The 25,843-nt window shown below is 41.0% G+C and carries 24 protein-coding genes and 1 tRNA gene; 15 read left to right on the top strand and 10 right to left on the bottom strand.

Features of this window, described 5'->3' with window-relative positions:
• Positions 1-125 precede the first annotated feature (125 nt).
• Both BVH02_RS04030 and BVH02_RS04035 read right to left on the bottom strand, forming a co-directional pair.
• Positions 126-917, bottom strand: coding sequence for a (Fe-S)-binding protein (locus tag BVH02_RS04030; RefSeq protein ID WP_086499224.1), 792 nt, complete (start codon positions 915-917; stop codon positions 126-128).
• Positions 918-1,095: 178 nt separating this feature from the next.
• Positions 1,096-2,430 carry a 4Fe-4S dicluster domain-containing protein gene (locus BVH02_RS04035; protein WP_086499226.1) on the bottom strand — a complete coding sequence of 445 codons (1,335 nt, stop codon included), beginning with the start codon at positions 2,428-2,430 and terminating at the stop codon, positions 1,096-1,098.
• Between the two features lie 103 nt (positions 2,431-2,533).
• Between BVH02_RS04035 and BVH02_RS04040 the strand changes: the two genes are divergently transcribed.
• The 6 genes from BVH02_RS04040 (at position 2,534) to BVH02_RS04065 (ending at position 6,189) form a co-directional block, all read left to right on the top strand.
• Positions 2,534-2,606 (top strand) — tRNA-Phe (locus BVH02_RS04040).
• 404 nt (positions 2,607-3,010) lie between these two features.
• Positions 3,011-3,502: an RNA polymerase sigma factor gene (locus tag BVH02_RS04045; protein WP_086499228.1), complete on the top strand. Its 492-nt coding sequence runs from the start codon at positions 3,011-3,013 to the stop codon at positions 3,500-3,502.
• Positions 3,499-3,927 (top strand): hypothetical protein, encoded by a 429-nt coding sequence (locus tag BVH02_RS04050; RefSeq protein WP_086499235.1) that lies wholly within the window; start codon positions 3,499-3,501, stop codon positions 3,925-3,927. Before BVH02_RS04045 ends, BVH02_RS04050 begins: the two co-directional genes overlap by 4 nt.
• Before the next feature lie 4 nt (positions 3,928-3,931).
• Complete coding sequence (locus BVH02_RS04055) at positions 3,932-4,477, top strand: DUF4252 domain-containing protein (RefSeq protein WP_086499238.1); 546 nt, start codon at positions 3,932-3,934, stop codon at positions 4,475-4,477.
• Between the two features lie 74 nt (positions 4,478-4,551).
• Entirely contained in the window at positions 4,552-5,037 is a 486-nt protein-coding gene (locus BVH02_RS04060; protein WP_086499242.1) for a DUF4252 domain-containing protein, read from the top strand.
• Between the two features lie 585 nt (positions 5,038-5,622).
• Positions 5,623-6,189, top strand: coding sequence for a hypothetical protein (locus BVH02_RS04065; RefSeq protein ID WP_086499244.1), 567 nt, complete (start codon positions 5,623-5,625; stop codon positions 6,187-6,189).
• A gap of 59 nt (positions 6,190-6,248) precedes the next feature.
• Here the strand turns inward: BVH02_RS04065 and BVH02_RS04070 are convergent, their stop codons facing one another.
• From BVH02_RS04070 to BVH02_RS04085, 4 genes are all read right to left on the bottom strand, one after another.
• Positions 6,249-7,097: an SDR family oxidoreductase gene (locus BVH02_RS04070; protein ID WP_086499248.1), complete on the bottom strand. Its 849-nt coding sequence runs from the start codon at positions 7,095-7,097 to the stop codon at positions 6,249-6,251.
• Between the two features lie 9 nt (positions 7,098-7,106).
• The gene (locus tag BVH02_RS04075) at positions 7,107-7,355 is read right to left on the bottom strand and encodes a DUF7218 family protein (RefSeq protein ID WP_086499250.1); all 249 of its coding nucleotides are present in this window, start codon (positions 7,353-7,355) and stop codon (positions 7,107-7,109) included.
• 298 nt (positions 7,356-7,653) lie between these two features.
• Positions 7,654-9,393 (bottom strand): M14 family metallopeptidase, encoded by a 1,740-nt coding sequence (locus BVH02_RS04080; protein ID WP_086499887.1) that lies wholly within the window; start codon positions 9,391-9,393, stop codon positions 7,654-7,656.
• Positions 9,394-9,495: 102 nt separating this feature from the next.
• Entirely contained in the window at positions 9,496-11,103 is a 1,608-nt protein-coding gene (locus BVH02_RS04085; RefSeq protein WP_086499252.1) for a M14 family metallopeptidase, read from the bottom strand.
• Positions 11,104-11,359: 256 nt separating this feature from the next.
• Here BVH02_RS04085 and BVH02_RS04090 point away from each other — a divergent pair, with 256 nt between their 5' ends.
• The 6 genes from BVH02_RS04090 (at position 11,360) to BVH02_RS04115 (ending at position 18,553) form a co-directional block, all read left to right on the top strand.
• Positions 11,360-12,277, top strand: coding sequence for a universal stress protein (locus BVH02_RS04090; RefSeq protein ID WP_317045412.1), 918 nt, complete (start codon positions 11,360-11,362; stop codon positions 12,275-12,277).
• Positions 12,278-12,280: 3 nt separating this feature from the next.
• A complete protein-coding gene (locus BVH02_RS04095; protein WP_086499254.1) occupies positions 12,281-13,516 on the top strand; it encodes a cation:proton antiporter in 1,236 nt (411 codons plus the stop codon).
• A 234-nt stretch (positions 13,517-13,750) separates the two neighbouring features.
• Positions 13,751-14,788: a ferrochelatase gene (hemH, locus tag BVH02_RS04100; RefSeq protein WP_086499256.1), complete on the top strand. Its 1,038-nt coding sequence runs from the start codon at positions 13,751-13,753 to the stop codon at positions 14,786-14,788.
• A 592-nt stretch (positions 14,789-15,380) separates the two neighbouring features.
• Positions 15,381-16,544 carry an AIR synthase related protein gene (locus BVH02_RS04105; RefSeq protein ID WP_086499259.1) on the top strand — a complete coding sequence of 388 codons (1,164 nt, stop codon included), beginning with the start codon at positions 15,381-15,383 and terminating at the stop codon, positions 16,542-16,544.
• A 184-nt stretch (positions 16,545-16,728) separates the two neighbouring features.
• On the top strand, positions 16,729-18,075 hold the full coding sequence (locus BVH02_RS04110) for a neutral/alkaline non-lysosomal ceramidase N-terminal domain-containing protein (RefSeq protein ID WP_086499261.1): 1,347 nt from the start codon (positions 16,729-16,731) through the stop codon (positions 18,073-18,075).
• Positions 18,076-18,166: 91 nt separating this feature from the next.
• On the top strand, positions 18,167-18,553 hold the full coding sequence (locus tag BVH02_RS04115) for a DUF983 domain-containing protein (RefSeq protein WP_086499263.1): 387 nt from the start codon (positions 18,167-18,169) through the stop codon (positions 18,551-18,553).
• Between the two features lie 71 nt (positions 18,554-18,624).
• On the opposite strand, the gene BVH02_RS04120 is transcribed toward BVH02_RS04115, so the two are convergent.
• Positions 18,625-19,224, bottom strand: coding sequence for a hypothetical protein (locus BVH02_RS04120; RefSeq protein WP_086499265.1), 600 nt, complete (start codon positions 19,222-19,224; stop codon positions 18,625-18,627).
• A 188-nt stretch (positions 19,225-19,412) separates the two neighbouring features.
• On the opposite strand from BVH02_RS04120, the gene BVH02_RS04125 reads away from it, so the two are divergent.
• The gene (locus BVH02_RS04125; RefSeq protein ID WP_086499267.1) at positions 19,413-20,771 is read left to right on the top strand and encodes an acyl-CoA dehydrogenase family protein; all 1,359 of its coding nucleotides are present in this window, start codon (positions 19,413-19,415) and stop codon (positions 20,769-20,771) included.
• Here the strand turns inward: BVH02_RS04125 and BVH02_RS04130 are convergent.
• A complete protein-coding gene (locus BVH02_RS04130; protein WP_086499269.1) occupies positions 20,768-21,607 on the bottom strand; it encodes a hypothetical protein in 840 nt (279 codons plus the stop codon). The genes BVH02_RS04125 and BVH02_RS04130 overlap by 4 nt on opposite strands.
• Before the next feature lie 97 nt (positions 21,608-21,704).
• On the opposite strand from BVH02_RS04130, the gene BVH02_RS04135 reads away from it, so the two are divergent.
• Positions 21,705-22,346 (top strand): GDSL-type esterase/lipase family protein, encoded by a 642-nt coding sequence (locus BVH02_RS04135; RefSeq protein WP_086499271.1) that lies wholly within the window; start codon positions 21,705-21,707, stop codon positions 22,344-22,346.
• A 439-nt stretch (positions 22,347-22,785) separates the two neighbouring features.
• On the top strand, positions 22,786-22,980 hold the full coding sequence (locus BVH02_RS04140) for a hypothetical protein (protein ID WP_086499273.1): 195 nt from the start codon (positions 22,786-22,788) through the stop codon (positions 22,978-22,980).
• 105 nt (positions 22,981-23,085) lie between these two features.
• On the opposite strand, the gene BVH02_RS04145 is transcribed toward BVH02_RS04140, so the two are convergent.
• Together BVH02_RS04145 and atpG are read right to left on the bottom strand one after the other, a co-directional pair.
• Positions 23,086-24,654: a sulfatase family protein gene (locus tag BVH02_RS04145; RefSeq protein ID WP_086499280.1), complete on the bottom strand. Its 1,569-nt coding sequence runs from the start codon at positions 24,652-24,654 to the stop codon at positions 23,086-23,088.
• A gap of 302 nt (positions 24,655-24,956) precedes the next feature.
• Entirely contained in the window at positions 24,957-25,829 is an 873-nt protein-coding gene (gene atpG, locus BVH02_RS04150; protein WP_086499282.1) for an ATP synthase F1 subunit gamma, read from the bottom strand.
• Positions 25,830-25,843 lie beyond the last annotated feature (14 nt).

Consider the following 25,843-nt stretch of genomic DNA (forward strand, 5'->3'; position numbering starts at 1 on the left):
AAAAACACGTTCTCCAAGAATGATATCGCGAAGCGAAAGATCGAAGCAGCCTCAATCTGTTATTTATTCAATTCATGAGACGCTATATCGACTCTTTATTAGTATGAAATCGGATAATCATTAAATCAGATTCCCATGTCCTTGGCGATCATTTCTGCCAAGTCGTATACTTTCACTTCAGCTTCTTTATCCTTGCTCTTCACGCCGTCTGTCATCATGGTAAGACAGAATGGACAACCTACAGCTATTGTGCTCGCACCAGTAGCCAAAGCTTCCTCAGTACGCTCTACATTAATATCCTTCTTTCCAGGCTCTGGTTCTTTGAACATTTGCGCTCCTCCAGCTCCGCAACACAGCCCTTTGGTCTTGCAGCGCTTCATCTCTACCAACTCTACATCTAACGCCCTAATGACGTCTCTAGGCGCTTCATACACATTGTTTCCTCGCCCTAAGTAGCAGGAATCGTGAAAGGTTATCTTCTTACCTTTGAATTCCCCACCACCTTTAAGTGCTACTTTTCCCTCATTGATAAGTTGCTGAAGAAACTGTGAGTGATGAATCACCTCATAGTTTCCTCCCAAAGCAGGGTATTCATTTTTGATGGTATTAAAACAGTGTGGACAAGCAGTGACTACTTTTTTGATATTGTAGCCATTCATTACCTGAATATTTGCTACGGCTTGCATCTGGAAAAGGAATTCATTTCCAGCACGCCTTGCAGGATCTCCCGTACAAGCTTCCTCTGGCCCAAGGACAGCGAAACTCACGCCTACTTTATTTAATATTTTCACAAAAGCTTCTGTTACAGTTTTGTATCTATCGTCAAATGATCCGGCGCAACCAACCCAGAATAACACTTCTGGACTTTCACCTTTTCCGGCCATTTCGGCCATTGTTGGTACTTTATATGTGGACATAATTTGGATTTACGATTTTTGATATTGGATTTATGCGAACCACTTCAGGGTTTAAGTTGATTCATAACCTTGGACCTCTGATTCTTTTGGCAATTAATTAATTTTCAAACGAGAGCCCTATTAGCAAGCATCGTTTGATTTTACCAGAAATCGGAAATCCGAAATCTGATATCTAAAATCATTTCATTTCCTCATCTTTCACTTTCTCTGCCCAGTTGAAACGATCCTGAGGACTGAATTTCCATGGGGAAAAGCTGGTTTCCATATTTTGAAACATCACATTCCACTGTGCTGGCGTACCGGACTCCTCCATGGCCACGTAGCGGCGCATATCTAAAATGATAGCTAGAGGATCGATGTTTATAGGACAAGCTTCCACGCAGGCATTGCAACTCGTGCAAGCATTCAATTCTTCTTTGGTGATGTAATCTCCCAAAAGTGATTTTCCATCCTCAAATCCTTTCCCGCCGGAATCTAAACTTTTCCCTACTTCCTCCGCACGATCACGCACATCCATCATTATCTTACGTGGCGAAAGCTTCTTACCAGTCAAATTTGCTGGACATTCAGAAGTACATCTCCCACATTCTGTACAGGAATAGGCATTCATCACATTGATCCAACTCAGATCATTGACATCTTTGGCTCCAAATCTCCCAATTTCCGCAGGTGGATCAGTGGGTGTATCAGTGGGGAGGCCAAGCATCATATTCACTTCATTGGTCACTGCAGGCATATTTTCCATCTCTCCCTTAGGCTTCAAGTTAGAATACCACGTATTCGGGAAAGCTAAGAAAATATGTAGATGCTTCGAATAAGTAACATAAATAGCGAATGCTAAAATCCCTACTATGTGAAACCACCAAGCGGCCCGCTCCACAAAAATCAAAAATTCAGTACTCATATTTTCGAAGATAGGATGAAGCAGCCCACTGAAAAACAGGTTGCCAACTACTAGGTAATGCTCTACTCCTCTTGACGCCAAAATCTGATCTGCAGCATTCATCTTCAAAATTGCCATCATCAAGACAATCTCAATTACAAGAATCAAATTACCATCCATAGCCGGCCAACCCTTCATCTCTGGCTTAGTGAACCTAGGAACTTTGACCACATTCCTCCGAATCAAGAAGATGACACAGGAAACAAGTACCATTACTGCTAGAAATTCGAAGAAGTTCATCGCAGCTACATAAACACCCCCTAAATACGGCGCGAATAAACGATGTGTCCCCAAAACCCCATCTAAGACGAACTCCAATACTTCAAGGTTGATCACCAAAAAGCCGACGTAAACGAACAAGTGGAGGAAAGCTGGGATAAATCGCTTGAACATCTTCTGTTGCCCGAAAGCTACCAAAAGCATAGTCTTCCATCTTTTGTCAGGTTGATCATTTCTGATTTCAGGTTTCCCCAAAAAGATGTTCCTTCGAAGGAATTTGACTCGTTTGATCAGAAAAAAGCTAGCTGCTCCTAAAATGATCAAAAATATAAGTTGAAGTAAAAAGCTCATAGTGACTTTATTAGCGTGTTTATTGAGTTTTAATCTATATTTTTTTCTAAAATGACTTGCATCAAAAACTGAAATATCTACCTTTGCATCACTTTACAAACAAGGTGATATAGCTCAGTTGGTAGAGCATCGGACTGAAAATCCGTGAGTCGATGGTTCGAGTCCATTTATCACCACAAGCCCTGAAGCAATTCAGGGCTTTTTTTTATGACGTTATTTTTTACTGCAGAGGGCACAGAGATTTTCGCACCGTGTGCAGCTCGATATCTACGCATGAAATTCGATTGATCCATTTCCTTACTAATCCCCTTTTCAATTACCCAATTCATCATTTATTCAACTGTCTGGTTCTAATATAGTGTATCATTTTTTCTATTAGGCTATAGCAAATTAGGAAATAGTAGGCATGCATACTATTTCTGTCTCTAATTTAGAAGCAATTTAGTCTAGTAAGTCATCAGAGACAAAAGCATAATTTGCAAAGCCCCTTTCGCTCCCGTATTTTCAATTACGTGTAAAAAGCTTTACTTTTTTTTGAAGCAACTGTAACATTCCCCATACTCATGCATTACCGTATTGAATGAAGTCATTTTTTGAAGTACATATCTGGCCGCAAAGAGGCAGGCTCTACCGGCTAGGTTACCTCTGGGTAAGGGATCGATCTCTTGTAGAGGATATGCTTCAGAATGTGTTTGAGAAATCTTTCGAACGGGAAGATGAACTTCGAAATCACCCAAACCTTGCTGGTTGGCTGGTAACAAGTCTGAAAAACGAAGCTTTAATGCACTTTCGTCAAACCAAGAAATTGGACTCACTGGAAGGACTGGAAGAATTGAAAATGGAAGAGCCTATTTCTGAAGATCTCAAAGACTCCGTCAGAAGAGTTATGCTTCTTTTAAAAGGTTTGCCTTTACGACAGCAAGAAATCTTTCATCTCAGAGAAGTGGAAGGATTGAGTTATGAGGAAATTACCGAGCATCTTAACATAAGTCTGGAGCAAGTGAAAGTTAATCTCCACCGCGCCAGAAAAAGCATTCGCGAGCGGATGCTCAACCAAGATCCAAGCAAATGAATCAACGAATAGAGGAATTACTCGATAAGTATTGGGCTGCTGGGAGCAGCCTAGCAGAGGAGCAGGAACTGAAAGAGCTACTTCTGACTGAAGAAGGATACCAACAGGAAAAGGAAATGTTTCTAGGCCTGAAAGATCTTTCTTCCGAAGAGCCAAATCTTAAAACACCTGTCAAAATAATCCCGATCAAACCAAGAACTTGGATAAGCTGGGCTGCTTCAGTAGCGATACTGATGGGGACTGCATGGGGCTGGACTGTTTATGAACAAAAGCAAGCTGAGGAGCAGGCTTATATGGAAGTGATGCAGGCATTTGCGCTTATCCAAACAAACCTCTCTAGAGGCCAAGAGGAAATGAATGTAATGAGCGAGTTGAGATATTTGAATACAACCAACCAATTATTTGGCAAGGCCATAACAAAATAAAGACATGAAAAAATTCATACTAATCCCACTATTGCTATTTGCCTTTATACTAAAGGCACAAGCTCAAGATGACGCCATTCAGCGATTTTTCTCCAAGTACATGGATGATGACCGTTTCTCAAGAGTTTATATCAGCCCTAAGATGATGCAGATGGCAGGAGGCTTTCTGAAAAGTAATGCAGGCACAGATAAGGATGCGAAGGACTTAGGAGTATTGATTCAGAAAGTGAAGGGAATTCGAATTCTCTCCTCGGATGAGGTCAACGGCCTGACATTTTACAAAGAGGCAATGGCAACACTTTCTAAAAATAAGTATGAGGACCTGATGATCGTGGAAGACAAGGGAAGCAGCCTGAAGTTTATGGTACGTGAAGAAGATAACTTGGTGAAAGAACTTATGATGATCTCTGGTGAAGACGGTGATTTCACACTTTTATCTATGCTCGGGAATTTCACTTACGAAGACTTAAATCTACTTGCCGAGAAGACTAATATTCCAGGCATGGACTTGTACGGTAAAGGGAGCAAAGGCCCAAAGGGCGTAAAATAAGTATCAAGTAAACTGTAGGTCATCAAGCTAGGTTTCGAAAATCATTTAAACTAACCATACTATATAGTAATCACATGAAAAAGTTAATTCTAAGCCTAGCCCTAATTGGAGCGGTGATGTCCGTTCAGGCACAGAGTAAAAGCGTCAAAGCTCTGTTCGAAAAATACAAAAGCGCAGATGACTTCTTCCATTTAGAGCTTGGAGGAAATTTTATGAATTTTGCACAAGGCTTCAAAATCGATATCGATAAAAACGACATGGCTACAGTAGCTAAGTCTATCGAGAAGTTGAATTTCTTTACTCTCCCGGATCATGCAGACGATGCGCGTCAAGAATACAAAGCGCTACAAAAAGGCTTGGAAAAAGAAAGGTATGAACTTCTGATGGAAGCTTCCGAAGGTAAAGGTGGAGTGATTATCTACTCTAAAGGAGGAAATACTATTTCCGATTTAGTGGTACTTGTTGGTGGTGACGAAGGTGACCTGATGGTGGTGGAACTCAAAGGAGCTTTTGATCAAAAATTGGTAGCAAAAGCAGTAAACTATAAGGACAAAAACTAATTTCAGTTATAAAGTATATAATGGCGCATTTCCATATTTCGTAAAAATATCAAGAGTAGGTTTAGAATATTATCTCTAAACCTACATTTTTTGTAAATTTTAAAATCTTAGGGTTATTTTAGCTATAAATTACTCAGGTAAATTATAGAATTCATTAAATCTGGTATGATTTTCTTCTTTTAAATTCACGAATTAAAATTATTTTAAAAGTTTTTTTCACAAAATTTACATCGGAAATGGTACGACATAAGCTTACTTCTTGATTAGTTTATTCTGTAATTTTTAATATGACAGATAAATATTCTTTAAATCGGCTAAAACCCCCAATACAATGACTTTCGCTATCGATTGCGGAAACATTTTATTAAATTCATAATTATTCCATTGATACATTATGAAATCATTAACAATAATCTTTTTTTATTGAAGTATTTGTAATTGAATTTTCCAGTCGTACCTTTGAATTATAGTAACAGTCCAATCGGTTACCCCGATGGATAATGTAACCCAAAATACCCCACCTAGAGACGGATCAGCCGTCTGGCGGTTACATAAAATTAGAACCTATTCAAACCAATTATTAAAATGAAAAAATTATTCACATTGCTTTTCGTAGCGGGGATCGCTGCAGGAGCCTTTGCCAAATCTGAAGGAACGACTGTTCAAATCAGACAAACTGAAAAGACTAAAGTAGCGGTATCATTTAATGAAGCACCAAATGGTACTGTGATCGTAAAAATCACAGATTCAGATGATCGTCTAGTCTTGAGAGACAGAATCACTAAAGACGAAGCCTTCGCGAAGAAATACGATCTTAAGGCTCTTCCTCAAGGAAGCTATTCTATTGAAGTAACCGACGGTTCAGGCGTATTAAAAACCGAGTCTTTCAACAATTTTGTAGCAGAATCTCCAGCTGTATTCTCTAGAGTAATTCAAATGGGAGACGATCAGTACAGATTGCTTGTAAGCAACCTACAATCTAAAGAAGTAGAAGTGATGATCTACGATGGAGACAAATTGATCCACACGGAGAAAATCGATAACCCACAGGGACTTCACAAAATCTACACACTTAGCAACCTAAGCGAAGCAGGCATCAGCTTTAAAGTGAAAACTGCATCAGGATTTGAAGGATACGTGACTAGCCTTTAAGCTAAACCAACGTTCTATGTATGAGCCCCGCTTGAGAAATCAGGCGGGGCTTTTGATTTTTAGGAGCCTATGATTTCTCCTCCATTGACATGAATGAACTGTCCAACTATATAGCTAGCGTCTTTGCTAGCCAGATAAACATAGGCAGGAGCTACCTCACTCGGCTGCCCTGCTCTGCCCAATGCAGTGTCCTGTCCAAAATCTGTGACATCATCAAAGGTAGCTGGTATAAGTGGAGTCCAGATCGGACCGGGAGCTACACCATTTACTCTGATTTTTTTTGGAGCCAGATTTTTAGCGAGTGATCGGGTAAAAGCTACAATTGCACCTTTTGTACTTGCATAATCAATCAAGTGCTCGCTTCCACGATACGAAGTAACTGAGCTGGTATTAATTATTGAATCTCCTTCACTCAAATGCGGTAGAGCGGCTTGAGACGTGTAGAAAAAAGAGAAAATATTGGTTTGAAAGGTTTTTTCTAGTTGCTCCGCTGTGATTTCTTCAATAGAATCCTTTGAATGTTGCTCTGCGGCATTGTTAACCAGAATGTTTAGCTGTCCAAACTCGCTTACAGTTTTAGAGACTATGCTCTCACAAAATTCTTTTTTCTGAAGATTTCCTTTAATCAGTAAGCAACGCTGACCTTCCTTTTCAATCATTTTTTTAGTGTCTTTTGCATCCTTGTCTTCGCTGAGATACACAATAGCGACATCGGCACCCTCTCTGGCAAAGTGTACCGCAACACTTCTCCCAATCCCACTGTCTCCTCCAGTAATGAGTGCTACTTTTCCTTTGAGTTTTTCGCTGCCTTTGTAATCGCTTCGAATCACTTCAGGTTCAGGCTTCATTTTCGATTCAGATCCCGGCAGGCTCTGACTTTGATCTTCAAATTCAGTTGGCTTTTTCATAATTTTAGTTTAAGAGTTTCGGAGTGCGTCTATCAGTTCTTTTTTCGTCATTTTGGATCTCCCTTCGATTCCTACTTTTTTTGCCTGATCATAAACTTCTTGTTTGGTACGTTTATCATAGGCTTCCGCTTTGCCTCCTTTTTTCCCCGAATCGGGTGTATTGGCGATACGTGCAGCTTTCGATTTACTCATTCCTTTATTTAAAAGCGCTTCGTATTGAGCGTCGTTTTTGATATGTGGTCCGTGGTTTTTTGCCATGATTTCCGGATTTTTTTAGAGTTTTAATGAATTCCAGACAGGTTTCATACCCAAGTACAGAATCTATCAGCCCTATGAATACAAAGAAAAAGCCAGCAACATTCTCGAATAGATCGAATAAGTATTGTGCTAGCTTAATAAGTATTCTGCGACTTACGGTAAATAGAATTTAATCAAAAAAAGCGGAGCATCTCTGCTCCGCTTTTTTCTATAGGTTATTTACATTAATGATTCCGAGGTAACTTAACCAAAATCAGATAGGTCAAGCTCTGAAATGACTTCGGTCTTCCAGCTTAATTTATTTCTCTTTCTTCCAGCTCGCCTTTCCGCCCTTGGCAGAATCCACATTGATGGAATAGTTAGATCCTGAAGACACAATCCACTTCACTTTCACTCCAGTCATTCCTGGTATGTTAGCTACATGCATTTTCTCCGGGTTGTTTTTTTGCTCAGTTACCTTATTGAAGTCTTCATCATCTACAACAAACCCTGCGACTACTTTTGCACCAGTGATGCTGACGTAGTCAGGTCTTTCAATATTGTATTTTAGATCCTGACTTGCGTGAGTTGGCATCAAGCGCTCGTTATAAATCGTGGCTGTGATAGCTTTCAAACCTCCACCAAGATCTTCTTCCTTCACGTCCAGCACAGATAGCTTTGGTGTATGATACGCATGATAGATCGTGAACGCAATATTTCTATGTGCATCTTGCTCCAGCAAGAAGCCAGGATGAGCACGACCGACGTTCTTCTTAAAGCCACCAATTTCAACAGTTCCAAACTGTGGGTGGTCAAATTCACTCCAGTTCACAAAGGCATCTCCCATTGTTAATAACTCATCCACTTTGAACAGTTCATCTTGACCACGACCTTGAGATTCTTTGTGGAAATACAGGTAAGGAACCATCAGTTCATTGGTATAAGTAAATATGCCACGTACACCATAAAACCAATCTAATTCTCCACCAAATACAGAATATAAATCTTTGTAAACAGTCAAATATCTGTACCCAGGAATCATCTCCGCACCTTTGGTTGCAATTGCATCATAGATTCTAATGTCCTCCCTGTTGTAAGTACTTATATCTTCTTCAGCACCTGGTCCACGAAGGATCATTCCTCCTGAATTGTGGAAACTCTGAGCTCCAGCAATGTTAGGATGCTTCATCACAAACTCCATAATAGAACGGTTCTCAGGAAGTGTGAAAGGATACCTCAAAGCACCACCTTGGATATAATCTGGCTGCCAGTTCCATCCCCAATCTCTGTTCGGATCATAATATCCAATGCCATCGTCATTCACACGTCCATCGCCATCGCCGTCTGTACCTTCTTGGCCAAGCATTTCATACTCACCCATTTTATCAGAACCTACCATGATAAGTTTACGCGGATCCTGAGGATCTTTGATGAAGCGACCTGTTGGTGACTTTCTGATCATCATCGTGATATTACCATCTCCATCGAGATCATCCATTCCATCTTCTCCAGCTACTCCATCACCGTCACTATCTAGAATCATCATTCCAGATCGAGGTGAATTCGCGGTATTTGGTTCTAAGAAAAAGTTATTTCTTGCATCAGGATTGATGGTTGGAGTAATGTAAAATACCTTATCCTTCAACAGCTGCTTGATAAACTCATTATCAGCAAACATCTCAGTCAAGTACCAAGCTCCGTATAGAGAGAATTCTCCTCCTTGTATTTCGTTAGAGTGAATATTTCCATCGATCCACATACCTGGCTTTTCCGTGTCCTTTCCAGTAGAAAAATCCGTAATCGTCATAGTCCACATGTCGCGTCCTTCATAGGATTTGCCAATTGATTCGAGTTTGACTAGGCCAGGATGTGCTGCCGCAATTTTTTTCATATTATCCACCAAACCTTCATATGTATAATATCTATTGAAAGCGATAGCTACTTTAGGATTGTGTGGAGTGCCTACAGCACGGAAGAACTTCTCCTGAGCATCGGCTTTATAACTCACTAGGCTAAGTACACTTACAGCCAATGCAAGAATTATATTCGTTGTTTTCATATGTTTATAATTTTCTTCAAATGGCCATATGGAATCTCGAATGGCAAAAATTATTCTTTGTGTCAAGCTCGTCTCAATGCTAAATTTCATCATTTTCATGGCTTAGAGTTTAACAGTTGTAGTTGTGAATCCGACATGCGAAGCCCCGGCTTTCACCGTTACATTTCCAGCACCACGGACTATCCAGCTAAAACTGGCCTTCTCGTAAGCTCCCAATGAGTCCTTCAACTCGATTTTATTTCCAGCGACGATTTTATCCGCATCTGCACTCATATCGATTCTGATTTTGCGTAGCCAACGGGAATTCGCACCCATTTCTGAATGGGTAGGGAGAGCTGAATTATTAAAAAGATCCATTGTCACTCGGGTCAACCCGTTACCAAGCGACTCAGTTTTCACATTATGAATCTCGAGTTTTGGTTGCATCTCAGCCAGCTTCAAGATAAAGTCTGTATGCTGATCAGCGATTTCTTCGACTTTATCAAAAGTGGGGGTAGTCATGGCAAAAGGCTTGATTCCACCCACCTCGACTTTTTTTCCTGGGAAATCTGGATGCTGAATTGCTGTCCAAGGAATAAAAACATCAGACTTACCCAGTGAATCCGCCCAAGCTAAGTAATTAGCTTCAGCGTTTGACTTTGCTTTTCCTGTAGAATCCTTGAACTCAGGAGTCCAATATCCAGGCGTACCGAAGCTCAATCTTCCAAAGTGGAAATATGCCCACTGAAAGAAATCACCATCAGTTCCCTGATTATCTTGCTGAAAAGCTTTCTGCTTTACGGTCTCTTTGTACATGTCAGACACCAGTACATTAATGGCTAGATCTTTTTCAAGAATCGAGGTCACAATTCTCTTTTTAGCATTTCCTGCATTGTACTTCAGCGGTGATGACAAGTTATTTGCAGGGGAAAAAGTCACAAAAGCAAAAATATTCCACTGGTCAAATAAGTAATCTAACATTGCCCTAGTTTCCTTTTGTGTTACCGGCATATCACCTGCCAGCGGCTCAAAAACAGGGAATTTATAAGTCAATGACTTGTTGAAGGCAATACCTTCTTTCAAGTCTCCGGCAAATTTTCCGTCTTTATTGTCATCCTTTGACTCTTTATATAGAGAGTACATGCCTGATTCACCCTTGGATTTATCTGCTTTTACGAGCACACGATCATCTTCTTTTGAGATTAAATAATCGCCCATTGAATCTTCTACCCGCATCATCGTAATCATTCCATCTCCATTCAGATCCGAATAGCCACTGCCTCCTGGCGTACCGTCTCTATCATGATCCACTACTACAGCGTTTCCTCTTCGCTCATATTTCAGGGAAGCGTGATACTGCTCGTATGCATCCGGGGACATGTTTGGGAAAATGTAGAATGTTGTAGCCTCTAATGCTGCTGCATTATCTGAAACTAGCTTTTCAGCAAACTGAACTGCAAGCTCCACGCTTAATACATCGAAACCTTCAGCTCCACCGACAACGGCAATAGCTGGTTTTTGATCCATCTGGCCAGTGCCTACTTTCAGCACCCAGATATCTTTGCCTCCTTCAGTTTTGGTAAGTGAGGTAAGTGTAGCTGAAGAATTGGCAGCCACGCGCTGCAAACGTTGATTGAGTTGGCTGAGAGTACTATAATCTGACTGCGCAAACGCAGCTCCTGAAAGTCCCATACCACCGATCAGCAACCAACTGAGTAATGTTTTTTTCATGTTATATTTTGTTTTTAAATTCCATCTTCCTGATAACAATCTTAGTTATTGGGAAAAATCTAATTAGATCGATTAACATCATTCGGCGCAATGCACTTCCTCATGCCTGTCTGCCTTAGGCAGTCTCGATTTTATAAAGCTATTGGGTTATTCACTCCTGATATGCCGATTCTACAAAATGATCGACATCTGAATTTTACCAAAATTTAGTGACAAAATCCCTTTTCATTTTTCTGGAAGCTGAAATAACTCTTGAATGGATTTTGCTCGGGATGAATGGGGTCGTATAACTACTATTGTGCAGCTGCGGAAAATTCGCTTATTTAAAGGCCTTAGCGTATTTATAATGTATAAAAAAGTAGCTCTTGCCATTGCTTTCTCTCCTACGATAGAAGCTCTTATTTCTGAAACTAAGCGACTTGTCGAGCTTTTTGGCTCCGAGTTGATCTTAATTCATATCGGTAAAAAAACCGATGAGCTAGAAACCCAGCTCGAAGAGATTATAATAAAAACAGGTTTGGATATTCTAAACACTAAATTAATCTGGAAAGAAGGTAAGCCGGTACATATGATTCTAGAAGCATGTGCCGAAGAAAAGGCAGATCTTCTAATTATAGGCGCTCTCAAACGTGAGGGCATCCTCACTTATTACCTGGGCTCAGTAGGCAGAAAATTAATCCGAAAATCCAAATGCTCTATTCTGACTTTGATCGATCCTAGAGTAGAAGCAGAGAGGTTTTCCAAAGTAGTTGTCAACGGCACTCAGATGGAGATCACTCCGAAGGTTATCTCAAAAGCATTGAAATTCTGCCAGATTGAGAATGTATCGCAAGTCCATATTTTAAACGAAATCAAGTTGTATGCTTTTCGGATGGCTACAGCTTCAAAAGGATCTGAAGATGAAGTGTCTAATACACGTCGTAAATTGATTCAGGACGAAATCGTCTATGTCCAAGATATTCTTAAGGATTTAGACAAAACAGGCTTAAAAATAAATATCAAAATTACTGCTGGAAAATGGGCGGTTGAATTGGTTCGGTATTGCGAGGCTTTTAAAGCAGATTTATTGATTCTGGGTGATGAGCGTGGCTATACTTTTATCGACAGGCTCTTTCCCCATGACCTCGAGGATGTTTTATCAGAACTTCCTTGCAATCTATTAATTATCAAATAACCGATGGAAAGTTTAGCACACAAAGACGTAATCAATCTGCTTCTGCAGCTTGCGAGTATGTTGCTGGCTGCACGGGTTTTTGCAGAAATCGCTCAAAAACTCAATCAACCTTCGGTAGTTGGCGAAATAATCGCTGGTATCGTACTGGGACCCACCATTTTGGGATCCTTCGGACCTGAAGTTTTTGAATTTTTATTCAGGAGCAATCCATCCTCTAATTTGGCATTGGATGGAATAGTACAAATGGCAGTAATTCTCCTGCTCTTTGTAGCAGGGCTGGAAGTAGAACTTCATTTAGTTTGGTCACAAGGAAAATCTGCCGTAGTAATCAGCCTCTTGGGACTTGTAGTTCCATTTATATTAGGATTTATTTTCCCCTATTTCTTTTTCGACTTCTTTGGATTGGGAGATGGAGATAGGTTGCTATTTTCACTCTTTTTGGGCACAGCCATGTCCATCACCGCACTCCCCGTCGTCGTCAGGATCTTAATGGACATGAACTTGTTCAAGACGAAAATGGGAATGGTGATAGTGGCAGGAGCCATGGTAAATGACATCATCGGCTGGCTTATCTTCTCAGTAATTCTTTCTTTCATGGGACAAAGTTCCAACTTATCCCTTTTCAGCACCATAGGAATTACCTTACTTTTCACAGCATTCATGTTGACCCTAGGAAAGGCACTTATTGATCGCATTTTACCTTGGATAAACAAAAATTTAGCATGGCCTGGAGGCATATTATCACTCTCCATGGCCTTTTGTTTTATAGCAGCAGCATTCACTGAGTGGCTCGGAATCCACGCCATTTTTGGGGCCTTTATTTTTGGAGTAGCACTTGGAGATTCAGATCACATGTCAGAAAAAGCCAAGGAAATCATTCACCAATTTATCAACAACATCTTTGCACCACTGTTTTTTGTTTCTATTGGACTAAAAATTAATTTCGCCGCTAATTTTGACATTTTGCTGATCTTGGCAATTCTGGTTATCTCTTTTACTGGCAAAATAGTAGGAAGTGGATTTGGAGCTTATCGTTCTGGCTATACCTTCAGAGATGCGTTAGCTGTGGGCTTTGGTATGAATGCAAGAGGAGCTATGGAAATCATCCTTGGCATAATAGCCTTGGAGTATGGATTGATAGATGAAAAACTTTTTGTCGCACTCGTAGTAATGGCATTAGTCACCTCTATGACAAGTGGGCCATTGATGAAATGGGCGCTCCGCGAAAAGCCCGCCTAAGAGTTATGGGTTAATTAAGATATTATCTAACATAAAAATAATAATGGCAGACTTAAAAATAGTTTAGACCAAATCTGAAACACTATCATTTTTAAATATGCTATTTCAAAACAAACCCGGCACTTGTCGGGTTTTTTCACTTTAATAGATTCATTGACTATTTGATTCTTTGAATTTAGATAATGGTATCAAAGACACTATTTTTGAGAATTAATTGAAAGTAAAAAAAAGTAGATGAATAAATCTGGAAAAATCGGCGTCTTGCTGGTGAACCTAGGAACTCCTGATAGCACCGCTACCGGTGATGTGAGAAAATACCTTCGCGAATTCCTAATGGATGGGCGAGTGATCGACATTCCTTATGTGAATAGATGGATGCTGATCAATTTTATCATTGCTCCATTTCGTGCACCAAAATCCGCTCACGAATACCGCAAACTTTGGACAGATCGAGGATCTCCATTACTTTTTCATACCGAAGATCTCAAAGATCGCTTGATCGAAAAATTAGATGCTAAGCAATACAAAGTGGCTATTGCCATGCGCTATCAAACTCCATCCATAGAAGCTGGGCTGGAAGAACTACGAAAAGCACATGTGACCAAAATCATCGTGCTTCCACTTTTCCCACAGTATGCTTCTGCCTCTACAGGTTCCGTTCAGGATAAAGTGATGGAGATAGCCAGAGGTTGGCAGATTATCCCAGACATTTCATTTATCAGTAATTTCATCGAGCATCCTTTGTTTCTGGAGGCTTGGGCAGAGCGCGGACGTGCGATGCTCGACGGCAAGGAATACGACAAAATACTTTTCTCTTATCATGGACTTCCTGAGCGTCAGATCCTCAAAGGTTCTGTAGATGGATACTGCCAACTTGGAGCTTGCTGTAATAAATATGGTGCAAAAAACCATTATTGCTATCGTGCACAATGCTTCCAGACTACCCGCTTAATCTGCGAGAAACTTGGAATACCAGAGGACAAAGCGGTGAACTGCTTCCAGTCTAGGTTAGGAAAAGATCCTTGGGTAAAGCCTTACACGGATGAAGTCATCACCGAATTGTCAGCACAAGGAGTGAAGAAGGTATTAGCCTTCTCTCCAGCTTTTGTAGCGGATTGCTTGGAAACTACCGTGGAAGTCGCTGGAGAATACCGGGACAAATTCCTTGAATTAGGAGGTGAAGAATGGGACTTGGTTCCAAGTCTGAATTCTGAAAACACCTGGGTGGAATGCGTGAAGGCTATGGTGCTGGAGCATTCTGGTACTAATTGATTTTGACCACAGAGTCCACGGAGTTTTCCACAGAGCACACAATTCGCATTTGTATAAATAAATTTAAAAACTAAGGCTGAAAGCCTTCAATACCTCAGCCCAGCCTAACGGGGCTGGGGTATTTTTTCGACCATATCACAAAGCTCTGAAAGAGCGAAATAAAATTCAACCCCTCTCACTTCAATTAAAAAGCAACTTGAAGACTGCAATAACTTAGGACTTCGACTGCCTGCCCGAAGTCAGGCGGGCGCTACCAATGACGGATTATGATTTTCACCATAAATCGTGTCAATCCGAGCGAAGTCGAGGATCCTTCGATTTCGAGACTCTCGTCTCTCAAGTGCTCAGGAAGATATAAACCTCGATTCAAAAACCGTCATCTCCTTTTTGTATATTTCTCAAATTTTCAAGACTGAGTCTGACAAACCACGAGCAAGTAGCCCAACTCGCAAGCTGTGCTCTCTGTGTTACCCTCCGTGTCCTCAGTGGTTAATCTTATTCAGTTGACTTCAGCCAACTTTACCCTCCATATCTCCCCCTTTTACCTAGAACCTATTAACTTTGTCTACATACCAAGTCAACCCAAAGCGACATGAACGAGCGATACATGCAAAGAGGAGTTTCGGCTTCCAAAGAAGATGTCCATAAGGCGATATCCAATCTTGACAAAGGACTTTTCCCGCAAGCCTTTTGCAAAATCGTAGAAGATACCCTCGGCAACGATCCTGAATACTGCAACATCATGCATGCGGACGGAGCTGGCACCAAATCCTCTCTGGCATATGCCTATTGGAAAGAGACTGGTGATGTGAGTGTTTGGAAAGGTATCGCGCAGGATGCGATCATCATGAACACCGATGATTTGCTTTGCGTGGGAGCGATCAACAATATCCTCGTTTCATCTACGATCGGAAGAAATAAAAATCTTATCCCTGGCGAAGTAATCTCCGCAATCATCGAAGGCACCGAAGAGGTTCTTCAGATGCTTCGTGATAATGGCGTCAACGCTGTTCTCACTGGCGGCGAAACTGCCGATGTGGGAGATTTAGTGCGTACTATTATCGTGGATAGTACGGTCACCTGTAGAATGCGACGTGACGAAGTGATCTCTAATGATCAGATTCAAGGCGGTGATGTGATCGTAGGTTTGGCTTCTTTTGGTCAGGCAAAATATGAGACATCTTATAACGGCGGCATGGGAAGCAACGGACTTACTTCAGCGCGTCACGATGTGTTCAATAAGGTTTTGAAAACAAAATACCCTGAGAGCTTTGATGCATCTGTTCCAGAAGATCTCGTTTACTCAGGAAAATATAACCTAACTGATCCAGCGCCAGGCGCACCAGTTAATATCGGCAAGCTTGTTCTTTCTCCGACCAGAACTTACGCACCTATCATGGTGGATGTGCTGAATTACATGAGACCTAGAATTCATGGCTTGGTGCACTGCAGCGGCGGAGCGCAGACGAAGGTACTTCACTTTGTGGACGATGTGCATGTGATCAAAGACAATCTTTTTGAAACTCCTCCACTTTTTCAAATCATCCAGGAAGAAAGCGGCACAGACTGGAAAGAGATGTACAAAGTCTTCAACATGGGCCACAGAATGGAAGTCTATCTTGACGAGCGCTATGCTGAGGAGATAATTGACATCGCAGAATCTTATGGCGTAGAAGCACAAATCATCGGTCGAGTAGAACCTCATCAAGGCAAAAAAGTAACGATTACTAGCCCTCACGGCACTTTTGAATATTAAGTTATCTATTTAATCGAAATCATATCAGCACCAGTATTTTCCTTGCTCAGCCGGTCAGAAGACCGATACTTCGACAACGCTCAGTACAAGTGACGGGAGACCGAAGTACCAGAAAAGCTAGTGTTTACCATTTATGAAGTCAATTTGCTCTTTATCAAATAAAATCGTGGACCTCCATATTTAAATGGCATTGAAAGGGAAAAGCATCTTAATTAAAACAACAAAAGTCCTTATCTGGACTTTTGTTGTTTTGTTGGTAATTGGATTGATCACCTTAACTAACGTAGATCGCTCTCCGATTCAGGATCAATCATTTTACAAGGAGACTTTAGAACATTTAGATCAACTTCCTTTATCCACTTCTCATGGAGAAACCTGGCTCGCGGGATGGTCAAGTATCAACATGACTCCAGATGATCCAGTAGATTTAGTGGGCTATGCTCCCCGAGGCAAGTATGAGTTTGTTCAGGACAGCAGCTATGTCAAAGCACTGGCCCTTTCCAACGGAAAAACCCGTGTGGCTTGGCTCAATTATGAACTGCTGATCGTGCACCCGACTCTTGCTGCGCAACTTCAGTCAGCTATCAAAGAAGCAAAACTACCAGTAGATCAGGTGATTTTCACCGCTACACATACTCACTCGGGAATGGGCGGCTACATGCCTGGCCCGATGGGAGAAATAGCTTTTGGCGGATTTGATCAGCAGATAGTAGATTTCATGGTTAAACGAAGCATTACAGCCTTGCAAAAGGCAATAGCTATTCAAGACACCGTGTCTATAAACTATCGTAAAGCTGACGCTGGAGCATTAGTTTCAAATAGATTCGTCAAAGACGGCCCGGTAGACCCCTTTGTAAGACAGCTTATTTTCACCAAAAAGTCTGGAAAAAAAGCCACTTTCCTCACCTATTCCGCTCATGCCACCACGATGAGTACAAAATTCATGGGCTTGTCTGGAGATTATCCTTTCTACCTGACAAAAGAACTGGAAGAAGGAGAATATGACTTTGCCATCTATGCTGCAGGAACGGTGGGAAGTCACAGGCCTAATCGACCTGGTAATACCCCTGAAATGGTAAAGCTATACGCTCATCAACTGGATTCGACCTTGAATCTACGGATGACATACTATTCCACCATTACAAACAACCAGATCCGAACTGGCTACTTACCAATTTTACTTCGTGGACCTCATCTTCGAATTACGGATAATTTGCGACTTCGTCCATGGCTATTCAACTACCTGCTTGGTGATACCAATGCCCATCTAGACATCACTCAAATCGGTAATACGCTGATGATAGCTTCGAGCGGTGAGTTATCTGGTGTTTTTTATGAGAAATGGGAGGAGCTGGCGCAAAGCAAAGGCATGAACCTTATCATCACTACATTCAACGGAGGCTATATAGGTTATATCACTCCTGATGAATTATATGATGAAAACTTCCATGAGGTTCGTGAGATGAATTGGTATGGGCCCGGCAACGGGAAATACTTTAATGATTTAATTTTAAAGATCTTGGAGAAATAAAGGAGTCTTTTGTCTTTAATTGTTTATTTTTGACAAAATTATCCGAATAAGAAAAATACTTTTAGTCGGTAAAAACTTAATCCTGAAATCCATGAAACTCTCAACACTGAAAAGCCTATATCAATGTAAATGTCCAAGATGCCATGAAGGAGATATGTTTTTGCGCGGTCAGATTCTTAACCCCACTAAGTTTTCTGACATGAACAAGGAGTGTTCGAATTGTGGACAATATTTGGAGCCAGAGCCTGGCTTTTATTTAGGCGCCATGTTTATCAGTTACGGTTTCAATACAGCAGTTTTCATAGCAGTTTGGGTAACATTATCGATTCTAAAGCCAGATTATTCCCTTACACTTCTTCTCACGTTGATTGGAGTAGCTGTTCTGTTACTTACACCATTTATTTACCGTATCAGCCGATCTATTTGGCTCTCTTTTTTCGTCTCATATCGAGGTAAAGATTTGCCAAGTTCTGAATAAATAATTCTGATCTAATCCGTTAATCTGTCAAAAAAGCTAAGTGACTAACTGGAGAGAAGCTATGTGTCTAATTAGACAGTATGCCATAGCTGAGCCTTAACCCAGCCTCCCATAAATTCTTGCTGGGAATCTTTGTTCCATTTTTGACAGGTTAATATTGACTCATATTTAGGAATATTTGCCCGCTTGTGCTTTGCAAAAATCCTGAAGAATGAAATCATGCTCCAGTTCAAAAAATATTGGCGAGTATTTTTAGGAGCATAAAAATCAACGAGATAAATCCTGCCCTTTAGGGTTATACTTTTTCTAATTTTCCCTAAAAGATCCACGATCTCATTTTCATCCATCGTATCCAATACAAAATGAAGCCATACTTCATTAAACAACTTTCCTTCCGTGGCTTCAAAAAAGTCCAAATAGAAGGTCAAACTACTATTTGCCAGATTAATTCTTGCCTGACTGAGCATAGCATTGGAGATTTCCCAATATTCTCCTGATAGCTGACCTTGAAAACCTTGATAGTCTAACCCATTTCCCCCACCGATAATCAGAACTTTTTTCTCTTTCAATCTTTCCGCAAAACAAGTTTTAGCTCGCATCAACTGATCGCCAAATACAAGTTTGGTGAGGGAATTGTAAAATGGAGCAAGGAAACTGTAATGATCTTTCACTAGTTTAAAGGAATAGATTAAAGTTTTAACGCGCAAATATGCCAATAGCGTTATTTTCTTGAATCAATTGTTGGAAAAACGGATAAGGGGAGACCGAAGCGGCCTCAATGATTGAGTTCAGCAAATCCTTTGATGCATTTGTCACTAAAGTGGATAATCACATAGAATAAACTTCAAAATAACCTAAAATGAAAAACCTTTTTAAAAATATCGGCGGATTGCGCCAACTTTTGTCTAGTGTCGATCTGGATCAAATCTCTAAACTTTCTGAAAAAGTTGATATAGCGAAGATGGTAGGCCTAGTTTCGCAAATGAGCGAGGAAGACCTCTCAAAAATAATGGGCATGATGAAAAGTGGCAGCAAACCCAAGGTAATTCCGCCGATCAATGGAGATTTTTATGAATTAGGAAAAACCCTTCCAGGCCATGAGCGAGACATCCAGCTTCGTGTGAGAGAATTCATGGAACGAGAGATAAAGCCTATCGCAAACGATTATTGGAATCGCGGGGAGTTCCCTATGCAGATCATCCCAAAAATGGCGGAGTTGGATATTGCAGGATTAACCTACCAAGGATACGGATGTCCGGGGCATTCAGCGTTGCTGGAGGGTTTTGTAGCAATGGAAATGGCGAGAATTGATACATCTATTTCTACTTTTTTTGGTGTGCAAAGTGGTTTGGCAATGGGCTCTATCTACCTATGTGGATCAGAGGAACAGAAGAAAGAATGGCTTCCACCTATGCAAAAATTAGAGAAAATAGGCGCTTTTGGATTGACCGAACCAGAAGTAGGCTCTGGTGTAGCGGGAGGGCTGACTACTACCTGTAAGAGAGAAGGTGATGCTTGGGTACTTAACGGGCAGAAGAAGTGGATAGGAAATGCCACCTTCTCAGACATGACCATCATTTGGGCTCGAGATCTAGAAGATCAGCAGGTCAAAGGTTTTATCGTGCGAAAAGGCAATCCTGGTTTCAAGGCAGAAAAGTTGGAAGATAAGATGGCGCTGAGAACGGTGCAGAATGCATTGATCACGCTGACGAATTGTGAAGTCCCAGAGACGGATAGACTGCAGGAAGCAAATTCATTTAAGGATACAGCCAAAGTACTGCGCATGACCAGAGCTGGTGTAGCTTGGCAAGCTGTAGGATGTGCACGAGGAGCATATGAATTGGCTTTGGCTTATACAAATGAACGCAAGCAGTTTGGCCGCCCGATTGCATCGTTCCAGCTTGTTCAAGATCTATTGGTCACTATGCTCGGTGATTTGACAGCTATGCAGACGATGGTATTTCGCCTTTCGGAAATGCAGGACGGGGACATACTCAAAGATGAGCATGCTTCACTGGCCAAGGTGTTCTGTACACTTCGGATGCGTTCTATAGTCGATAATTCCCGAGCATTATTTGGGGGAAATGGAATTTTACTCCGACATGACATCGCGAGATTTGTCGCTGATGCAGAAGCTGTTTATAGCTATGAAGGAACGAAGGAGATCAATTCTCTAATCGTGGGACGAGCCATCACAGGGCACAGTGCATTTGTCTAAAGCAAAAGAAAAAGTGCCGGAACGAGAAATGCAATCTCCATTCGCATTCTGATTTGTTCAGGTATGAGTCCAGTTTTGAAAAAACTCAAGTAGTGCATGAGCAGCATGATTAAAATTAAACTTGGGAAGATCCTATAGAAAGATTCCACCAGAAGTAATCCTATGAGCGCAAAAATCATCAGTGAGATTGCCATCTGGCGAATCCTTAGGTGGAGTTTATCCTGAGGTATGATCGTAGCGATGGATGAAAACCCTGCTTCTTTATCGGAATCTGTATCTATGCTGGATAGCATAATTAGATTTAAGTAAGCCAAACCCATATAAAAAATCGTCAAGGCAAAAGCGGTCCAGGTATAATCGATCGAAGGCGTTTCGTACCAAGGGAGCCAAGAAATTCCGATCACGTAGAAGATCGCTGAGCTAAGTTCTTTGAGTCGAACTTGTTTTGATGCCAATTTTCTAACAGCCAACATGATTATAAGGATGACTATACCCAGTCCTATTCCGAAAAACAGTTCGTGAGTAAACCCAAAGAACAGTATTGCCCATACCAATCCAATAGAACCAACTATCCCAAGAATAACAACTAGGTGTTTTTGGTAGATCAAATGGAAATGATGCCTATCCTCGGCATGATCTAAGGTTAACTTTCTCGCATCCATCAAATGATCGGCAGTATAAATACACCAAACTGCCATGCCGAGTAAAATATATTCCTGCCAAGCGAGCTCAGTTCTCAATGCTCTAGCAAAAAATAACATTCCAGACATAGCTCCTAGAACTACATCAAGGGAAAGCCAAGTAATGCGCTGATAGAATTTAAAAAGAAATTGCACAGCCTAAAGATAGCCTGAATGGGCAAAAGTCCATAGTTGGTATTCAGATGCTCGTAGATATTATTTACTTTACCACTCAATACTTAAACCTAAAAACATGAAAAAACTCAACTTACTTTTAGTCGCATTATTAATGTTTGCTACTGTTTCTTTCGCACAAGAAGCGCCTATCAAAATAGCATGTGTAGGAAATAGCATTACTCAAGGTCCAGGAAGAGACAATCCAGATAGTTGGCCTTTACAGATGCAAGCTATCCTCGGAGATGCATATCAAGTTGGGAATTTTGGTGTGAGCGGCAGAACACTTCTTAGAAAAGGAGATTTTCCGTTTTGGAATGAACCTCAGTTTCAGCAAGTGAAGGACTTCAAAGCGGATGTGCTGATCATCATGCTGGGAACGAATGATTCCAAACCTCAGAACTGGAAGTTTGCCTCAGAATTCAGACAAGATTACTTGGACATGATTGCAGAATTCAAGAAAACCATGCCTGCAGACGGCAAAGTATATGTGATCATGCCAGTGCCAGTGACCAAGGACAACTTCGGCATTACTGCTTCGGTGATGAATAATGAGCAGCGCATGATGCTCGTAGATATTGCTGACGAAAGCGGTTCTGAGCTAGTTGATCTTTATACACCATTTATGGGCCATGAAGATCTTTTTGCAGATGGTGTTCATCCAAATACTGAAGGGTTAGCGATTATGGCTAAGGTGATTGCTAGAGCAGTGAGGTTGTAAAATGTCAGGTGACGGGTGTCCGATGTGGCGTGTAATCCTGTGAACCCTCCAGGTTTTTAGAAATCTGGAGGGTTTTGTTTTTTCTTAATTGTCCACGGGTCCCTATAGCCATCGCGGACACCCGCGGTTACGCCGCCGCGCACAGGTATTGAAAGGTTCGACCCTGCCTACCGTCAGGCAGGCACTTCGTGGTCATGCGGAAATTATTATATAAAAATGTCATGTTCCTAGCTACCGATCCTGAAAGGATCAAACTTCTGAATAGCCATGGGTAATAGAATACCAAACTAGCCCACAACCCTGTCTTCAACAGGCACCAAAGGGATCATACTATTCACAACTTAAGGCCCAATTGGTGTCTGATAATGCAAAACCGCTTGGTGAACGTAATCGCACTTTTTTTCGTATTTTCAAGCTAGTAACATAGAAGTAGAAGGATATGGAAATAACGATAAAAATAGATAAGCGAAGCGAACAGGCAAAGGCATTTTACGAATACCTTAAAACGCTGCCATTTATTGAGATCGAAGAAGTTCGCTATAATAAGGACACTGAAGACGCGATAAAAGAGGCTAAGTCTGGGAAAGCGACCAAAATTTCTCTGGAGGATTTCAGGAAGCAACTTTACCCCTAGTGTATCCTCCTTAATGCCCTAGGATCATACGTAAAATACAAATTCCGATTTAAGAAAAATACGTTGCGCCGCTGCGCCGTTGCGAGAAAATTACCGGTTACAAATCTAATCCTCTAAAAACCCAATCTGCTTCCATTCTCCTTCGATCTTATCATTGAATTGTGGTGCGCCGGGCGTACTTCTGCCTTCTTTGATATACTTAGACAACAATGCTTTTAGCGAAGCTACCTTGTCTCCATTTTCAGCATAGACGTTATTCATCTCGCCTGGATCAGTTGCCAAATTATATAACTGTACTTCTGGAAGGTCGGCCTCAGCTGGATCGTTCGGCTTAGGAAAGCTCCAACCACCAGAACCTTTGGCCATAATTAGCTTCCAGTCTCCTTGACGAATCGCGAAGCTTCCGTTGATGGAGTGTGAAACGGTGGCTTCACGGAATTGGGCCATTTTGTTATTGGCATCAAAAAGCGACATTAAACTGTAACTATCCTCGCCTTCGTTATCCTTAAGCTCATAACCAGAAAGCTCTGCTCCTGTTGCCATCAAATCAGTTAGACAAATTGTTTCACTTCTAGAAGTTCCTTTCTGAATCTTAGCTGGCCACTTGGCAATAAAAGGAACTCGATGTCCTCCTTCAAAAATATCCGCTTTGTGCCCACGGTAGATGTAACTGCTGAAGTGTCCTGCTTCCTGCATCACATCCAAACCTGCAGCTGGAGAGCCTCCATTGTCACTGGTAAATATAATTAGTGTGTTTTCTTCAATTCCAGCTGCTTTAATAGCAGCATTCAGCTGACCCACATAATCATCTATCATCATCATAAAGTCTCCAAATGGAGCCAAACCGCTTTTTCCCTGCCACTCAGCAGGTGGCAAAATCGGTGTATGTGGAGATGGTAAAGCCAGGTAGAGAAAAAATGGCTTTTCTTCCTTTGCCTGCTCTTGAATATATGCTATGGATTTCTCAAAGAAATGTGGAGTTACCTTCTCATGATCGAAGTCCGGAGAAGTTGGACCTTCACGCCACCATGAGTATTTGCCTTTATCTACAGTTACTTTATCTGGCATTGCTGTTACTTTCCCATTTTCAACATACACATAAGGCGCCATATCAAGCGAACCCGCATGGCCATATGCATATTCAAAACCTAGATCATTGGGCGTATGTGTAACTGGCTTATTAAAGTTAATTTGATCGAAATTATTTGGTCCCCAACCATCGGCCGTCAATGGATTGCCATCAATTGTAGCCCAATTCCAACCTAAGTGCCACTTTCCAATAAATGCAGTATGGTAGCCTTGGTTTTTCAAAGTAGAGGCAATTGTACTTCTTCCTTTTGGTATTAAAGCTGTAGAATTACCAGTAAGTACACCGCTCTTTAGTGTACTTCTCCAATTGTATCTTCCTGTCAAAAGGCCGTAGCGAGTAGGTGTACAGACAGCCGAAGGTGTATGTGCATCAGTAAAGATCATTCCTTGTTTAGCCATTTGATCGATGTATGGTGTTGGTATTTTGCTGTCTGGATTGAAAGCACCTATATCTCCATATCCTAAGTCATCTGCTAGGATAATTATAACGTTTGGTTTCTTGATTTCTTCTTTGGCCTTCACAGCACAAGAGAGCAGTCCTAAAAATGAGAAGATGAACGCAAGAAGTTGGATCGGTAATTTCATTGAATTTTCAGCAGAGTTACAAACATTCAATTTAGGGCTAATGACCCACTTTAAAAAACACTAACTGGTAAGTAAATTATCTGTGGTGGAAAAAAATGAATTCAGCTGTCTTTTTATTAACCAATCTCATAGCCAAAGAGAAAACACATTTTCAAAAATGGGAAAATCATGGAATAAAAACCTACGCCTCCCTTATGGCCTGGTGGGTACAGCCCTTCGCTATTTCTTAGTAACCTTAGTGTCTAAAAACTAAAAACCACAACCCTTGCGAGCTGTGGTTTATAAAATAGGTTTATCATTTATTACTTCCCACCAAGTGCATTAGCACCAGAGACAATTTCAAGTATTTCGTTTGTAATAGCTGCTTGACGAGTTCTGTTATACATGAATCGAAGTTCTTTCAGCAATTCTCCAGCATTTTCAGTTGCCTTGTCCATAGCTATCATTCTAGCGCCATGCTCAGAAGCATTACTTTCTAAAACAGCTTTGTAGAATTGGATCTTCAAAGAAGTTGGAACTAACTCTTCGATTATATATTTTCTAGATGGCTCCAAAATGTAATCTGTCTCAGCAGTTTTCTCTTCGGCAGCGTCATCATTTGCCATTGGCAAGAATTGCTCGACCACTACACTTTGAGTTGCTATGTTTTTGAATTCGTTGAATACCAAGGAAACCTGATCGTATTCGCCAGCAATAAAAGCATTCATTGCATACTCAGCTACATTTCTAGCATTATCAAATGTAAGATCTTGGAATAGCTGAGAGTAATCAGGAACCATGTTGAAATCACGCTTTTTGAACGCTTCAAAAGACTTCTTACCGATTGGAAGAATAGTAATATTCTTATCAGCAAATTGTCTAGCGATAGCAACATTCACAGCCTTGATAATGTTAGAATTGAAAGCACCACAAAGTCCTTTGTCAGAAGTTACAGGAATGATCAAAACATTTCTAACTTCTCTTTTTTCAGCAAATACAATATCTGCAGCTCCATCAGAAGCAGCTGATACGTTATTCAGGATTTGGGTCAACTTCTGAGAATAAGGACGCATCTGCGTGATTTTGTCCTGTGCTCTTCTAAGTTTGGCGGCGGAAACCATTTTCATGGCCTTAGTGATCTGCTGTGTAGAGACTACTGAGGTTATCCGTTCCTTTACTTCCTTAAGATTTGCCATCTTGGTTGCTTTGT

The organism is Algoriphagus ratkowskyi (genome assembly GCF_002150505.1).
GTDB lineage: Bacteria > Bacteroidota > Bacteroidia > Cytophagales > Cyclobacteriaceae > Algoriphagus > Algoriphagus ratkowskyi.

Coding starts and splice junctions, on each gene's coding strand:
- BVH02_RS04030 (WP_086499224.1), bottom strand. CDS start 917: ATGTCCACATATAAAGTACCAACAATGGCCGAAATGGCCGGAAAAGGT.
- BVH02_RS04035 (WP_086499226.1), bottom strand. CDS start 2,430: ATGAGCTTTTTACTTCAACTTATATTTTTGATCATTTTAGGAGCAGCT.
- BVH02_RS04045 (WP_086499228.1), top strand. CDS start 3,011: ATGAAGTCATTTTTTGAAGTACATATCTGGCCGCAAAGAGGCAGGCTC.
- BVH02_RS04050 (WP_086499235.1), top strand. CDS start 3,499: ATGAATCAACGAATAGAGGAATTACTCGATAAGTATTGGGCTGCTGGG.
- BVH02_RS04055 (WP_086499238.1), top strand. CDS start 3,932: ATGAAAAAATTCATACTAATCCCACTATTGCTATTTGCCTTTATACTA.
- BVH02_RS04060 (WP_086499242.1), top strand. CDS start 4,552: ATGAAAAAGTTAATTCTAAGCCTAGCCCTAATTGGAGCGGTGATGTCC.
- BVH02_RS04065 (WP_086499244.1), top strand. CDS start 5,623: ATGAAAAAATTATTCACATTGCTTTTCGTAGCGGGGATCGCTGCAGGA.
- BVH02_RS04070 (WP_086499248.1), bottom strand. CDS start 7,097: ATGAAAAAGCCAACTGAATTTGAAGATCAAAGTCAGAGCCTGCCGGGA.
- BVH02_RS04075 (WP_086499250.1), bottom strand. CDS start 7,355: ATGGCAAAAAACCACGGACCACATATCAAAAACGACGCTCAATACGAA.
- BVH02_RS04080 (WP_086499887.1), bottom strand. CDS start 9,393: ATGAAAACAACGAATATAATTCTTGCATTGGCTGTAAGTGTACTTAGC.
- BVH02_RS04085 (WP_086499252.1), bottom strand. CDS start 11,103: ATGAAAAAAACATTACTCAGTTGGTTGCTGATCGGTGGTATGGGACTT.
- BVH02_RS04090 (WP_317045412.1), top strand. CDS start 11,360: ATGGATTTTGCTCGGGATGAATGGGGTCGTATAACTACTATTGTGCAG.
- BVH02_RS04095 (WP_086499254.1), top strand. CDS start 12,281: ATGGAAAGTTTAGCACACAAAGACGTAATCAATCTGCTTCTGCAGCTT.
- hemH (WP_086499256.1), top strand. CDS start 13,751: ATGAATAAATCTGGAAAAATCGGCGTCTTGCTGGTGAACCTAGGAACT.
- BVH02_RS04105 (WP_086499259.1), top strand. CDS start 15,381: ATGAACGAGCGATACATGCAAAGAGGAGTTTCGGCTTCCAAAGAAGAT.
- BVH02_RS04110 (WP_086499261.1), top strand. CDS start 16,729: ATGGCATTGAAAGGGAAAAGCATCTTAATTAAAACAACAAAAGTCCTT.
- BVH02_RS04115 (WP_086499263.1), top strand. CDS start 18,167: ATGAAACTCTCAACACTGAAAAGCCTATATCAATGTAAATGTCCAAGA.
- BVH02_RS04125 (WP_086499267.1), top strand. CDS start 19,413: ATGAAAAACCTTTTTAAAAATATCGGCGGATTGCGCCAACTTTTGTCT.
- BVH02_RS04135 (WP_086499271.1), top strand. CDS start 21,705: ATGAAAAAACTCAACTTACTTTTAGTCGCATTATTAATGTTTGCTACT.
- BVH02_RS04140 (WP_086499273.1), top strand. CDS start 22,786: ATGGAAATAACGATAAAAATAGATAAGCGAAGCGAACAGGCAAAGGCA.
- BVH02_RS04145 (WP_086499280.1), bottom strand. CDS start 24,654: ATGAAATTACCGATCCAACTTCTTGCGTTCATCTTCTCATTTTTAGGA.
- atpG (WP_086499282.1), bottom strand. CDS start 25,829: ATGGCAAATCTTAAGGAAGTAAAGGAACGGATAACCTCAGTAGTCTCT.